General features: G+C 36.8%; 11 protein-coding genes. 7 read left to right on the forward strand and 4 right to left on the reverse strand.

The window, feature by feature from the left end; translation table 11 throughout:
• Positions 1 to 40 precede the first annotated feature (40 nt).
• Positions 41 to 1,714, forward strand: a complete 1,674-nt coding sequence (gene hutU / locus AAC601_RS11320) for a urocanate hydratase (protein WP_340153320.1) — start codon at positions 41 to 43, stop codon at positions 1,712 to 1,714.
• 56 nt (positions 1,715 to 1,770) lie between these two features.
• Here the strand turns inward: hutU and AAC601_RS11325 are convergent, their stop codons facing one another.
• Positions 1,771 to 2,169 (reverse strand): DUF4174 domain-containing protein, encoded by a 399-nt coding sequence (locus AAC601_RS11325; protein ID WP_340153321.1) that lies wholly within the window; start codon positions 2,167 to 2,169, stop codon positions 1,771 to 1,773.
• Between the two features lie 99 nt (positions 2,170 to 2,268).
• Positions 2,269 to 2,748 (reverse strand): Lrp/AsnC family transcriptional regulator, encoded by a 480-nt coding sequence (locus AAC601_RS11330; RefSeq protein ID WP_303269868.1) that lies wholly within the window; start codon positions 2,746 to 2,748, stop codon positions 2,269 to 2,271.
• 124 nt (positions 2,749 to 2,872) lie between these two features.
• Here AAC601_RS11330 and AAC601_RS11335 point away from each other — a divergent pair, with 124 nt between their 5' ends.
• A complete protein-coding gene (locus tag AAC601_RS11335) occupies positions 2,873 to 4,126 on the forward strand; it encodes a cystathionine gamma-synthase family protein (protein ID WP_340153322.1) in 1,254 nt (417 codons plus the stop codon).
• Positions 4,127 to 4,354: 228 nt separating this feature from the next.
• Positions 4,355 to 5,884 carry a SulP family inorganic anion transporter gene (locus tag AAC601_RS11340; protein WP_303269866.1) on the forward strand — a complete coding sequence of 510 codons (1,530 nt, stop codon included), beginning with the start codon at positions 4,355 to 4,357 and terminating at the stop codon, positions 5,882 to 5,884.
• Between the two features lie 171 nt (positions 5,885 to 6,055).
• Here AAC601_RS11340 and AAC601_RS11345 read toward each other — a convergent pair whose 3' ends face one another.
• Both AAC601_RS11345 and AAC601_RS11350 read right to left on the reverse strand, forming a co-directional pair.
• The gene (locus AAC601_RS11345) at positions 6,056 to 7,318 is read right to left on the reverse strand and encodes a LamG-like jellyroll fold domain-containing protein (RefSeq protein WP_340153323.1); all 1,263 of its coding nucleotides are present in this window, start codon (positions 7,316 to 7,318) and stop codon (positions 6,056 to 6,058) included.
• Positions 7,319 to 7,594: 276 nt separating this feature from the next.
• On the reverse strand, positions 7,595 to 9,073 hold the full coding sequence (locus AAC601_RS11350; RefSeq protein ID WP_303269863.1) for an aminopeptidase P family protein: 1,479 nt from the start codon (positions 9,071 to 9,073) through the stop codon (positions 7,595 to 7,597).
• Between the two features lie 183 nt (positions 9,074 to 9,256).
• Here AAC601_RS11350 and AAC601_RS11355 point away from each other — a divergent pair, with 183 nt between their 5' ends.
• The 4 genes from AAC601_RS11355 to AAC601_RS11370 all read left to right on the forward strand — a co-directional run bounded on the left by AAC601_RS11355 (position 9,257) and on the right by AAC601_RS11370 (position 13,702).
• Entirely contained in the window at positions 9,257 to 10,369 is a 1,113-nt protein-coding gene (locus tag AAC601_RS11355; RefSeq protein ID WP_303269862.1) for a cytochrome c peroxidase, read from the forward strand.
• Positions 10,356 to 11,072, forward strand: coding sequence for an MbnP family protein (locus AAC601_RS11360; protein ID WP_340153324.1), 717 nt, complete (start codon positions 10,356 to 10,358; stop codon positions 11,070 to 11,072). The genes AAC601_RS11355 and AAC601_RS11360 overlap by 14 nt, the downstream gene beginning before the upstream one ends.
• A gap of 78 nt (positions 11,073 to 11,150) precedes the next feature.
• A complete protein-coding gene (locus AAC601_RS11365; RefSeq protein WP_303269860.1) occupies positions 11,151 to 11,639 on the forward strand; it encodes a hypothetical protein in 489 nt (162 codons plus the stop codon).
• A 176-nt stretch (positions 11,640 to 11,815) separates the two neighbouring features.
• On the forward strand, positions 11,816 to 13,702 hold the full coding sequence (locus tag AAC601_RS11370) for a fasciclin domain-containing protein (RefSeq protein WP_303269859.1): 1,887 nt from the start codon (positions 11,816 to 11,818) through the stop codon (positions 13,700 to 13,702).
• The last annotated feature ends 41 nt before the right edge of the window (positions 13,703 to 13,743 follow it).

Below are 13,743 nucleotides of genomic sequence, written 5' to 3' on the forward strand. Positions count from 1 at the left end.
GCTATTTCACATTCAGAAATATTGAACAGAACTATAAGCTATGGAAACGACTCAAAAATATAATCCTGAAACTTACAAAACACCAACCGGAAGCCAATTGAATTGTAAAGGCTGGGTACAAGAGGCCGCACTTCGAATGTTGCTTAATAATCTCGATCCAGAAGTAGCCGAAAGACCAGAAGATTTAATTGTATATGGTGGAAGGGGTAAGGCGGCCCGAAATTTCGAATCTCTCGATTTAATCATTAAAGCCTTAAAGGATTTAGAAGAGGACGAAACATTGGTGGTACAGTCCGGTAAACCGGTTGGAATTCTGCCTACTCATAAAGATGCTCCAAAGGTATTGATTTCCAATTCACAGTTAGTACCGAACTGGGCAAACTGGAGGCATTTTGACGAGCTTGAGAAGAAGGGTCTGATGATGTATGGTCAAATGACGGCTGGCAGCTGGATTTACATTGGTTCACAAGGAATTGTTCAAGGTACTTATGAAACATTCTCAGCTATAGCCAATAAAGATTTTAACGGAAGTTTGAAAGGCACTTTGACAGTAACGGCAGGATTAGGTGGAATGGGAGGTGCTCAACCACTAGCTGTTACCATGAATGATGGTGTTTGTTTGGTAGCAGAAGTAGAGCAATGGAGAATTGATAAAAGATTATCCACTAAATATCTGGACGAATCAATCCAGGATATGGATAAGGCAATTGACCGTGCTTTGGAAGCTAAAGAGAACAAGGAAAGAGTATCCATAGGAGTGCCTTGTAATGCTGTGCATCTTCTGGAAAGATTGAAAGAAAGAAATATTATTCCTGATGTGTTAACTGATCAAACCTCAGCTCATGACCCCCTGATTGGCTATGTGCCGCATCAAATTAGCTTGGAAGAATCCAATGTTTTACGAGAAGAAAATCCTGATCGATACGAGGAGTTATCTTACGAATCCATGTACAGACATGTGGAATTGATGCTGGAATTACAAAAATCAGGAGCGGTTACATTTGATTACGGGAATAATTTGCGGGCTAGGGCTCAGGAAAAAGGCTTGAAAAATGCATTTGATTTCCCTGGATTTGTTCCTGCTTATATCCGTCCATTATTTTGCGAAGGTAAAGGTCCTTTCCGTTGGGCCGCACTTTCTGGTGATCCTGCTGATATAGCGGAGACCGATAGAGTGATAAAAGAATTGTTTCCTGAAAACGAATCTTTAATGCGTTGGATGGATATGGCGCAAGAGCGAATTGCTTTTCAGGGCTTGCCTTCAAGAATTTGCTGGCTAGGACAAGGAGAAAGAGAGAAAGCAGGATTAGCTTTCAATAAATTAGTGAAAGAAGGAAAAGTGAAAGCACCAATTGTAATAGGTAGAGATCATCTGGATACGGGTTCGGTAGCTTCGCCTAATAGAGAGACCGAAGCAATGTTAGATGGATCTGATGCCGTTGCAGATTGGCCATTATTAAATGCCATGGTCAATACTGCTGGTGGTGCTAGCTGGGTATCATTGCATCATGGAGGCGGAGTGGGTATGGGTTATTCCATACATGCCGGAATGGTGATTGTAGCAGATGGAACAGATGAAGCTGAGAATAGACTAAAAAGAGTCTTGCATAATGACCCCGGAATGGGTGTTATCCGTCATGCTGACGCAGGCTATGATATTGCCAAAGATACTGCTCGTAAGCATAAATTGGATATTAAAGAACGATTGAAGTAGTATTAGTGATGAAGTTTAATCCTGTCAGGTTTCTACAACTTGACAGGATTTCTATGTTAATTCCCAATACGCATTTCTCTTTGCCTCATAGGCATGGCATCAATAGTTTCGAATAGTTTCTTATTTGTGATAGGAGAGATGCTCCTCAATTTTACCCCTCCATCTTTTCCAATCAGTAAGTTGTAATAAAGTATGCTCTGATCAATATTTAATTCCTTCATGGTCTGATCAAAATTAAGTGCATTATCTTTTTCTGAATTCCATACTTTAACTTGTCTATCTCTTAGGAGAATCACTTTCAAGTCACGGACATTGTAGCCCTCGTTGTTTCTTATTATTTCTGCAAGTTGATTATCTAATTGTGAAGACTTCACATCTCTTGTGTAGATAATCAACAGTCTATTTTCCCATTGAAAATCATCCAATCTTGTATTTTGTGCTTGAGTGCAACTCATGAATATCATTAGAGATATGAAAAGATATAGATATCGCATAATTTACAAACAAAGTATCAAGGAGGTTGTTTAACAGCTCGCAGCATCTCTAAATTACAATCACCCCAAAGGCACAGCTGTGGTATCCGTAATTTTCTTCATTACAAAAGAACTTTGGATATTGGCCAAGTTCTCATTAGTGGAAAGTTTATTCACAATAAAATCCTGAAATGCATTCATGTCTTTTACCAAGATCTTCAGGTGATAATCGTATTGCCCAGCCAAGTGATAACATTCGGTAACCTCGGGAATTTTTTCGACATGTGCCTCAAATTGAGCTAGCTTGTCTTTTGTATGTTTTTCCAATCTTAACATGCATAATGCCATTAATCCTTTACCTGTTTTGTCGGCATCAATCAGTGCAACATACTGACCAATAACACCTGTTTTTTCCAATCTTTTTACCCTTTCATAAACTGGTGTTATGGTTAAATCAAGCTGAGCAGCTAACTCTTTGTTTGTTATTCGTGCATTCTTTTGTAATAGCTTTATGATTTGTATATCGATCTTGTCTAATCTGATAATAGAATTATTTTCCATTGGTACGTTTTAATAAGGCTTTTAAAAGTTATAAATTCTATATTAAACTTGAATATAGATTTATTTTCTTCAATATATACAATTCAAGAATTATTTTCTAATTTTATAAAAAATGATAGAAATTATGAGCGAGCATTCTTTTTCACCAGAAAGTCAAATGATGTCCTTTGGCTATAAGCCAGAATTATCAGAAGGAGCCATTAAATGTCCAATTTTTCAGACGTCAACTTTTGCTTTTAAAAAAGCGGAAGATGGTAAAGCTTTTTTTGAAGTTGCTTACGGAAAAAGGGAAAAGACTGATGAGGAAGAATTAGGCTTGATTTATAGCCGATTAAACAATCCAAACCTTCAAATTACGGAAGATCGACTCTGTTTGTGGGATAAAGCAGAAGATGCTGCTATTTTTGAAAGTGGAATGGGAGCTATTAGTAGCATGTTGATGGAATTCTTAAATCCTGGTGATGTGCTCTTGCATTCCGTACCAGTTTATGGTGGAACTGATCATTTTATTAATCATGTGCTTCCAAAATGGGGTATAAAAGCTGTTGGGGTTAATCCTTATCAAGATAAGGAAGAAGTGATGAAAGAGTTAGAAGAAAGTGGCTTGAGAGATAAGGTGCGCTTTATTTATCTGGAGACACCTGCAAATCCTACCAATGCCTTAGTGGATATCGGAATGTTTAGAGAAATTGCTACAGTCTTAGAAAAAGAGGACGAGCCGATTTATATAGGAGTTGATAATACCTATATGGGGCCAGTATGGCAGCATCCATTACAGTTAGGTGCTGATTTAGTAATCTATTCGGCTACAAAGTATATTGGCGGACATAGTGATTTAGTAGCTGGTGCATGTCTGGGTTCAGCCGAACTGATTAAGCGAGTGAAAGGGTTTAGAACTTTTATGGGAAATATGGCGGGACCGCATACAGGTTGGTTACTTATGAGAAGTTTGGAGACCCTGAAAATCCGAATGGAAAAGCAGGCAGCTAACGCAGAGCAAGTAGCACACTTTTTGAACGATCATCCCAAAGTTGAAAAAGTATATTATTTAGGGAATCTTAAGCCAGAAGACGGTCGTCAGTACGAAATATTTAAAAAGCAATGTAGTTCGAATGGAGCCATGGTCGCTTTTGATGTTAAAGGTGGAGAAAAAGAGGCCTTTAAATTCTTAAATAGCACGAAATTGATAAAGTTGGCTGTCAGCTTAGGGAGTACTGAATCATTAGCAGAGCATCCTGCTACGATGACCCATTCAGATGTAGATGAGGAGTTAAGAAATAAAATCTCGATTACTTCTAAACTAGTAAGAATATCAGTAGGAGTGGAGGATGCAAAAGATTTGATTTGGGATATTGAGCAGGCTTTAGATAAAGTTTGATGCAATAGTTTGAGAGTCTGGGAGGTAGATTTCAGACTCACCTATGTTTTATCGGCATGAGAGGGTTAAGGCTTTCTAATCCTCTCCGATTATCACATCCGTATTAAAAGTGAATTGAATAAATATTTTAATACATCATTTAAATTTTAAAAAATAAAAACTTACCTTTGCGCGCTCATTGAGAGAACGGCTGTACAAATTGTTAATTACTTAGCCAAATATGAGTGCATGAAACAATATTTTAAATTATTTGACCTTTCTCAAAAAGTAGATTACAAAACTGAGGTTTTATCTGGAATTACGGTTGCAATGGCTTTAATCCCAGAAGCTGTGGCCTTTGCATTTGTGGCTAAACTTTCTCCCTTAACTGGCTTGTATGCTGCTTTTGTGATGGGACTGGTAACTGCTATTTTAGGAGGAAGACCTGGTATGATCTCTGGTGCAACAGGTGCCATAGCCGTAGTAGTTGTTTCATTATCGATAAAATTTGGTGTAGAATATGTTTTGGCAGCTGTTATACTGTCAGGAATTATTCAAATACTTGCTGGAATATTCAAGCTCGGAAAATTTATGCGTTTAGTTCCGCATCCAGTAATTTTCGGTTTTGTTAATGGGCTTGCGGTAATCATTTTCACCTCTCAGCTAGCTCAATTCAAAGATGATGCTGGGAATTGGTTAACAGGTGAACAACTTTATATTTTATTGGCATTGGTTTTCGGTACTATGCTCATAGTTTGGGGCTTACCTAAGATTACTAAAGCGGTCCCTTCTTCTTTAGTTGCTATCCTAGTAGTATTTGGTGTGGTAGTTTACTTTGGTATCGATACAAAGACAGTCGGAGACGTGGCTTCAATTAAAGGTGGATTTCCTCCATTTCATTTCCCTGCAATTCCTCTGACTTGGGAAACGTTCATGATTATTCTGCCCTACTCCGCTATTATGGCTGCAGTGGGTTTAATTGAAAGTCTATTAACGCTCAACATTATTGATGAAATAACGGAAAGCAGAGGAAGAGGTAATAAGGAAGCAGTTGCCCAAGGAACTGCCAATATCCTTTCTGGTCTGTTTTCAGGCATGGGTGGATGTGCAATGTTAGGCCAGAGTTTGATAAATATTTCAAACGGAGCTCGTGCACGATTATCAGGAATAGTAGCAGCTGTGATGTTATTGGTTTTCATCATGTTTGGATCTTCTTATATTGAATTGGTTCCTATGGCTGCTCTGACGGGTCTTATGATTATGGTGGCAATTGGAACCTTTGAGTGGGCAAGTTTAAAGACACTCAATAAGATGCCAAAGTCAGACATCTTAGTCATGGTATTGGTAACTTTAGTGACGATAGTATTGCATAATCTAGCTTTAGCTGTAATAGTGGGAGTCATCATAGCAGCATTAGTTTTTGCATGGGATAATGCCAAAAGAATTAGAGCTAGAAAAAGAGTAGACGAAAATGGCGTAAAGTATTATGAGATTTATGGGCCATTGTTTTTTGGTTCTGTCGCTGCTTTTAATGAAAAATTTGACGTGAATGACGATCCTGAAGAGGTTGTTATTGATTTCCAAGAAAGCCGGGTGGTTGACATGTCAGCGATTGAGGCCTTGAATAAGATTACAGAAAGATACCTGAAGGTAGGGAAGAAAATCCATTTGAAGCATTTGAGTCCTGATTGTAAGAGACTTTTAGAAAATGCTGATAAGATTATTGATGTTAATGTAATAGAAGACCCTAATTATAAATTAGTGGTTGATAAAGTTTAGTTTTTAGTTTTTCATAGTGAGTAGTTTTGGTTTAGGTTAGAAAGCCGGGAGTAGTGACCCGGCTTTTCTTTTTTTATTATTTTATATAGAACCTAATAATGAATTTCATATTTGATAATGAATATCAAATAGATATGTTCTTTCCTTGTGTAGATTACTAATAAGCTCTATTTAACTTTTAGATAAAGCGTTTATTTCTTCAAGACTAAGCGTTCTGTTGTATATCCTTACTTCATCAATTGCACCATTAAAAGGCGCGCATGGTCCAGTTGAACACTCACCAATTCCAATGTGAAATGGATTTGTTGATTCCAAATAGCTTCCACAGTTAGAAAAACCACTTTCTAAATTTGAGATATCTCGCTGTATTCCATTGGCATACAATTTAAAACTAGAAGGACTGAAATTTCCGTTCCAAGTACCCACTACATGATACCATTTATTCGCTTCTAAAATACCTGTATCCGTTACCCTACCATCAAATTTATTACCGTCAGTGGCATAAAATATATTAAGTCTTTGATCTTCAGTAATACCAAATACAAAACCTATTCTTTCATTACAAGCGCCTTCTACGCCTGTTCCGTTATAATTTGAAAGAATTCTTGCAGTACTGCCCACTTTAGATATATAAATCCAGGCGGCAAAACTGGCTCCACTACTTAAGTTTTCATCTATTTCCGTAGAGGTAACAATATTATCATTTACCCCATCAAATTGATAGGCCTTACCTGATTGTTGGTTGCGGTCTTCAAATGCGGATGCTCCATTATTTAAAAATCCATGAAATTCATTACCACTATAATCTTCTGCATCACCATCGAAAGGATAATAAGCAATTAAACCACTTGTTGGCAGTACAATAATTTCCTTTTTACTAATATTACCTTCTGGCTCTTGTTCTGATGTTACCTTTAAAGTAGCCTCATATACACCTGGAATATTATATTTAACTACAGGATTTGGTTCTAGAGAGGAAGAGGGGGAGCCTCCTTCGAAATCCCATTCCCAAGCGATAGGGGAACCCTCTGAAGTATCGGTAAAAGTAATTTCATTTCCTTGATTAACAATGGAGTCGCTACTTTCGAATGATGCTTTTACAGACTTAACAACTGCAATAAATTCTGATTTCACTTCTCTGTCAGAGCTGTTTTCATTTGAAGCCGTTAAACTTATATTATAAATTCCAGATTCTTCAAATAATACAGTAGGGTTTTGTAAGGTGGAAGATTCAATGTTCTCACTTCCAAAATCCCATTCCCATGAAGAAGGGTTGTTGGTTGATTGGTCGGTGAATGTTACAAATTCACCTTCAAAAATTGTGAGTTTGGAGGCGGTAAAATTTGCATTAATTTCTGGAATGTTTTCATCCTCTCCCTCACATGAACTTAAAATTACTAGACTGAAAATAATAATGGATAATCTTTTAAACATGAAGTTTTTTTTAAAAATGTGAAATGTGTCTTTTGTTGAAGAAATAGTAGTTTTACTACAAATTCTTCATAGAAAAGTGGCGCAAAATAATATATATTGTTTTAATTAAAAAGTAATTAATTAAGACTTTAGTATTTCAATTATTTTAATAATACCAATTAGATTTACTGATATTAGGCCATGGATTATATGAGGCGCTGTATAGATTTATTATATATAATTTGATTATTATACATTAAATAGTGCCTTTCACTCAAAAATAGAAATCGTACTGATTTACTCTTCCTCCAAAGTCGGCAAATTCAACTTACCAAACGCACTTTTTTCCTTCATCAGTTTCTCAATTTCCTCACTTTTTCTAGGAGCATCATTTGATAATAATTCCACCCCGTCTTTTTTAATTAGGTAATCATCTTCAATTCTAACGGGTATGTCCCACCATTTTTTATCACAAGGGCTACCTTCGGGAATATAAATTCCGGGTTCTATGGTAATTACCATATTTGCTTCAAGCGTTCCATATTCCCCTAAATCATGCACATCCAATCCAATATGATGACAACATCCGTGCGGATAGTAACGATGTCTTCCTGTAGCTGGGTCAATCAGATCTTCTTCATTTAGGCTTTCTACGATTCCCAAATCCAATAAGCCTTCATTTATAATGGCTAGGGTGGTGTCAAATACGGCTGAAAAAGGTACTCCTGCTTTGGCAATTGATGCTCCTGCCTCTTGTGCTTTATAAACTAAATCGTAAATGGCCTTTTGTTCTTTAGTGAATTTTCCATTTACAGGAATTGTTCTAGTCACGTCTGCGGTGTAGCCGTGATACTCAGCACCTAAATCCATCAATATCAATTCTCCGTCTTCAATTTCAGGCTTATAGTTATCAATGTAATGGAGAACGCAGCCATTGTGCCCTGCACCGACTATACTCGGATAGCCTTCATATTCTGCTTTGTATTTCTTATAGATAAATTCATGCATGCCTTGTACTTCTAATTCAGACATACCAGGTTCCATAGCTCGCATTACCTCTGCTTGTCCTAGTGCGGAAATTTTTACAGCTTTCCTTAATAAGTCAAGTTCTTCTGCTGTCTTAATTCCACGCATTGGACGTAATAACTCATCCAATAATCTGGTATTCAGATTATTCTCTTGGGGTTCTGGAGTAATATCCAAATTACTGTCATCCGGATAATTAACCTTTTGCTTAAATTGTGCAATCAAATCATATAAATCTCCCTTCTCTCGAGTTTGTCTCACATCGTCCTGGAAATCATAAAATAATACTTGGTCAAATTTGGAAAAATCAATAGGAAAAGATTCAAAGTTCGGTGTTTCAAATGCAACCTCTAATTGTAAATCTTTCACTGCCTCAGCTGTGCTTACCCTACCCCCATCATATAATTCAGCCAAGGCATTTCTACCTCTCACAAAAATGATTTCATTCATCGATTGGTCATTGATCTCTTGCTCTTCCGAAAATATCATAAGTAATGCATGAGGTTGCCTGTGCCCTGTCAAATAGTAAAAATTTGGGTCTTGGTGATATTTGAAATTCACATCATTAGCTCGGTTTCGAATCGGATTTGAAAAAAACACAGCTACTGAGTTTTCAGGCATTTTATTTCTTAATATATCTCTTCTCTCTTTATGAAAGTCATTTGATAAAAAATCCTGGGGTTTTTGAACTTGGCCGAAGACAGAAGTTGAAATTATAATGATCAGTAGAAGCGTTTGAAAGATTTTCATGATTTTAATTTTTTTTGAATTTAAAAATAAAATACTGAATCAGCCCTAATTTTTATATCAATGGTTTATGTTTCGGGTGGATAAACAAATATTTTTTTTCAATACATAAACTTTTCTTCATATAAATTACGTTTGTTAATAATGAATGACAATATTTGATAGTTAGGTTTAATTAGTTCATAAATGCGAATTTCATTGCTTCTTTTTATTTTTATCACTCTTGGATGTAATCCTAAAAAGGATATTATTCCCCAGGAAAATTTTGAATTGAAGGCACCTACTTATTTTGGAAGTTTCAATGAGAGAATTCCAGAAGATAATCCCACTACTGCAAAAGGATTTGAATTGGGCAGAATGTTGTTTTATGAAAAGAAATTATCTGGTGATAATAGTATGTCCTGTGCCAGTTGTCATCAGCAAAACAAAGCATTTACAGATGGAAAAGCTTTTAGTCTTGGAATAGATGGGCAAAGTGGAGAGGTGAGCAGTATGTCATTAGTAAATTTGCTCTGGGCTGAAAAGTTTACTTGGAATGGCAAAATGAAAACAGTGGAAGCGCAATCCACTGAGCCGATAAGAAATCCCATCGAAATGCACGAGAATTTTGATAATGCCATCCGAAAATTGGAAGATGATGGCTATAATCGATTATTTCAAGAAGCTTTTGATACGGATGAAATTACTGAAGAATTAATTGGAAAAGCTTTGGCTCAATTTCAAAGAGCACTAATTTCCTCTAATTCTAAATATGATCAATACTTAAGAGGAGAATATGAACCCACTGCGTCCGAACGGAGAGGAGAGCAATTATTCTTTACACATCCCATTCCTGGCCAATTGAGAGGAGGTAATTGCGGAGACTGTCATTTAGGGCCCTTGACTTCTGGCGCAATTGACGGATTTCAAGGCTTTCATAACAATGGCTTGGACAATGATGAAAATATGGATGAAGGATTGATGGCGGTCACGGGTGTTCCTGCTGACAAGGGAAGATTTAAAACGCCAAGTCTTAGAAATATCGCTTTAACTGCCCCCTACATGCATGATGGAAGATTTGAAACTTTGGATGAGGTGATAGAACATTATGATAACGGAATTCACCAAAGCAGTACTTTGGATATCTTAATTATAGAAGGTAGTAATGAAAGTCAAGCTGCAGGAGAAAGGCCTCAGTTGTTTCTTACTGAACAAGAAAAAGAAGATATTTTGGCCTTCTTGCATATGTTGACTGACGAAGAATTTATAACTAACACTCAATTCTCTAACCCAAACCCATTTAAAAATGAAAATTTCTAAACTATTATTTGCCTTGCTAGCTGTAATTTCTTTGTCCTGTACAGATGAAACAATTGAAGGAGGACCACTAGAATTCAATTTCTTTCATAAAGCAGGAAGTGAAGATTTCCAATATAATACTGTATATCAAAATGCTGCAGGGAATGAGTTTTCACTTCGTTTATGGAGAACCTACATAACTGAAATTCAATTAGTAGATACAGAAGGTTCAATTACCGCTTTCACACCTAGTTATCATCTGATCGAACCTAAAGAAGGAAATAAATTCACTTTCAGCTTACCTTTCGTTAAGCAAGACGAATATGCCGCAATAAATTTTAATATAGGGATCAGAGAAGATACAAATCTTTCTGAGTCTACAAGTGGAAATTTAGATCCGAGCAATAATATGGCGTGGAATTGGACTACAGGTTATAAATTCATTAGAATGGATGGCGAGTTTGAAGATAATGCAGGAAACAGGAGAGGTGTTGTGGTACATATTGGAACGGAAAACAATTTCAAACCTCAGTCATTTACTTTTCAAACCCCACTTGTCGTGAATGCATCGGGCGCAGAATTAAATTTTGAACTAGACCTTCTGGAGGCTTTTCAAAATCCTAATACTATTGATTTCGAACAGCTAAGTGATTTTCAATTTAACAATGAAGCCGATTTAATTGGTGAAAATTATGCTGAGGGCTTTATTAAATTAGCAGATTAAATGGGATGCTCCTTTATATATTTAAACATACCATAGTTAGGGCAGTTAATGTTAAATAAATTTAAAACTGTTTCTACTATGAAAAATTTAAGAAGTCTATTATTCCTTTTACCATTTATGGTTATTTTATTTTCCTGCGAAGAGGATGTTGATGATATGATGGATGATAACGATAGCGAAAATGATGATGATAATTCTGTTAATATTGTTGCAATGACGGTAGAAAATTCTGGTGCAGCAGCGTATTTTGTATCAGGAATTTCTGGAAATGAAGAGGTGAGCCCGTTGAACGAGGATAACAGTACTTGGCAATTGACAGTTGGAACACGATATCAATTGACTGTTTCCGGTGCAAGTTCGCATCCATTAGCATTAAGAGATAGTGAGGATAATATTTTACTTAGCATGAATGATATCGAAGGAAGTTTTGAAACTGATGTAGACGTTGACTTCAAATCGGACGCTACAAGCTTTGATTTTACGCTGACTGAGGAATTAGCAGACGAGCTTAATAACTATGTATGCACTGTTCACGCTAGAATGACAGGTAGTGTGACTATAAATTGATATAAGCTTTATCTGTCAATTGGAATCCACAATTTGTTAAGTACAAATTGTGGATTTTTATTTTCAGCTCAACCTGAAAAGACTACAATTCATCTCTTTTAATCTACATTTCATCTACAATTTAATGACCTTAATTTCTTTTCTATGTTGTTACATCAAACAAAAAATTAACAACTATGAAAAATTTATGGAGATTACTATTATTAATTCCGTTGACTTTTGTTGCAATAGCTTGCGATGATGAAGATGAAATGGATGATGAAAACATGGAGCCAGCTCCTACTTTGGTAGAAGCGGCACAGAGTGCGGGTTTAACAACTTTATTAGACGCTGTTGGAGCGATAGATGGATTGGATCAAACATTACTAGATGCTCAAGCGATTACTGTTTTCGCACCATCTAATGCGGCATTTTCTGACGCCTTAGAGGCTTTTGGTGCAAATAATTTAAATGAATTAGTGGAAGCAATTGGTGGCCTTGGCAACTTAGAGATTGTTTTGGGTTTCCATGTAGTGCCAGCTGTTGCTTTTTCTACCGATTTAGATGAAGGAGAGCAGTCTTTTACTACGCTTTCAGGACAAGATATTACAGTCACACTAAGCGGGGGAAATGTCACTGTAACGGATGCAAGCGATAATACGGTAAATGTTGTCACTGCAGATGTTGAAATCGAGAACGGTGTAGTTCATGTTATTGATGGTGTATTATTACCTGAACTTCCAGAAGAAGAGTTACCTAATCTAGTTGATGCCGCAACTAGCGCTGGATTAACCACATTATTAGACGCGGTTGGAGCGGTTGATGGATTGGCAGATAATTTATTGGCTGCTAATGAAATAACTGTTTTTGCACCCACTAACGATGCATTTGGAGCTGCTTTAGAAGCATTTGATGCCGCTGATTTAAACGAATTAGTAGAGGCTTTAGGTGGTATTGACAACTTAGAAACTGTATTAGGTTTCCATGTGGTACCTGCTGTAGCTTTTGCAGAAGATTTAGATGAAGGAGCTCAAACATTTACTACTTTAGCAGAACAAGAATTGACAGTAACAAGAACAGGTACGGAAGTAACGGTCACAGATGCTGCTGGAAATACATTTAATGTAGTCACTGCAGATGTAGCAATTGAAAATGGTGTAGTTCATGTAATTGATGGAGTATTACTACCAGAATTGCCAAATCCTAACCTAGTTGATGCAGCAACCGATGCGGGTTTAACCACACTATTAGATGCTGTTGGCGCAGTTGATGGGTTAGCTGACGATTTGTTGGCAGCAGATGCAATCACTGTTTTTGCTCCTACTAACGATGCATTTGGAGATGCTTTAGAAGCGTATGGCGTGAATAACTTAACTGATTTGGTAACTGAACTTGGGGGAGTAGATAACTTGGAAGCTGTTTTAGGGTTTCATGTTGTGCCGGCTGTAGCTTTTGCAGCAGACTTAGCCGAAGGTGCGCAAACTTTTATTACATTAGCGGAACAAGAGTTAACAGTAACCAAGACAGGTGCTGCGGTATCTGTGACTGATGCAGCTGGCAATACATTTAATGTGACGGTTGCTGATGTGGCTATTGATAATGGTGTTGTACATGTAATTGATGGAGTATTATTACCGGAAATAACATTACCAAATGTAGTAGATGCAGCAACGAGTGCAGGTCTAACTACTTTAATTGACGCTTTAGTAGCTGCTGAATTAAATGACGATGTGGCCAATGCTGAGGCTGTAACAGTTTTTGCCCCAACAAATGAGGCCTTCACTGCATTACTAGCTGCTCAGGAAGTCGATGACTTAGACGGATTAATTGCAAAATTAGGTGCTGAAGCGGTAGCAGATGTTTTGACTTTCCATGTTGTGCCAGCCGTTGCTTTTTCACACGATTTATCAGATGGAGATACTTTTACTACCCTTCAAGGTGAAGATTTAACGGTAAATGTATCAGATAATGGCGTTACTGTTACTGATGTGAATGATAATACTTACAATGTAACCACTGCAAACGTAGCAATTGAAAATGGAGTGGTACATGTTATAGATGGTGTTTTGTTACCTACTCTATAATTAATAAGAATGCATTACTTAGTTTTAAATACAAAAAAAGA

The organism is uncultured Marivirga sp. (genome assembly GCF_963974845.1).
Classification (GTDB): domain Bacteria; phylum Bacteroidota; class Bacteroidia; order Cytophagales; family Cyclobacteriaceae; genus Marivirga; species Marivirga harenae.

What these genes read in the sequence shown, in the direction of transcription:
- AAC601_RS11370 (WP_303269859.1), top strand. Translation starts at nt 11,816, where the DNA reads ATGAAAAATTTATGGAGATTACTATTATTAATTCCGTTGACTTTTGTT.
- AAC601_RS11345 (WP_340153323.1), bottom strand. Translation starts at nt 7,318, where the DNA reads ATGTTTAAAAGATTATCCATTATTATTTTCAGTCTAGTAATTTTAAGT.
- AAC601_RS11350 (WP_303269863.1), bottom strand. Translation starts at nt 9,073, where the DNA reads ATGAAAATCTTTCAAACGCTTCTACTGATCATTATAATTTCAACTTCT.
- AAC601_RS11365 (WP_303269860.1), top strand. Translation starts at nt 11,151, where the DNA reads ATGAAAAATTTAAGAAGTCTATTATTCCTTTTACCATTTATGGTTATT.
- AAC601_RS11360 (WP_340153324.1), top strand. Translation starts at nt 10,356, where the DNA reads ATGAAAATTTCTAAACTATTATTTGCCTTGCTAGCTGTAATTTCTTTG.
- AAC601_RS11325 (WP_340153321.1), bottom strand. Translation starts at nt 2,169, where the DNA reads ATGAGTTGCACTCAAGCACAAAATACAAGATTGGATGATTTTCAATGG.
- AAC601_RS11335 (WP_340153322.1), top strand. Translation starts at nt 2,873, where the DNA reads ATGAGCGAGCATTCTTTTTCACCAGAAAGTCAAATGATGTCCTTTGGC.
- AAC601_RS11330 (WP_303269868.1), bottom strand. Translation starts at nt 2,748, where the DNA reads ATGGAAAATAATTCTATTATCAGATTAGACAAGATCGATATACAAATC.
- AAC601_RS11355 (WP_303269862.1), top strand. Translation starts at nt 9,257, where the DNA reads ATGCGAATTTCATTGCTTCTTTTTATTTTTATCACTCTTGGATGTAAT.
- hutU (WP_340153320.1), top strand. Translation starts at nt 41, where the DNA reads ATGGAAACGACTCAAAAATATAATCCTGAAACTTACAAAACACCAACC.
- AAC601_RS11340 (WP_303269866.1), top strand. Translation starts at nt 4,355, where the DNA reads ATGAAACAATATTTTAAATTATTTGACCTTTCTCAAAAAGTAGATTAC.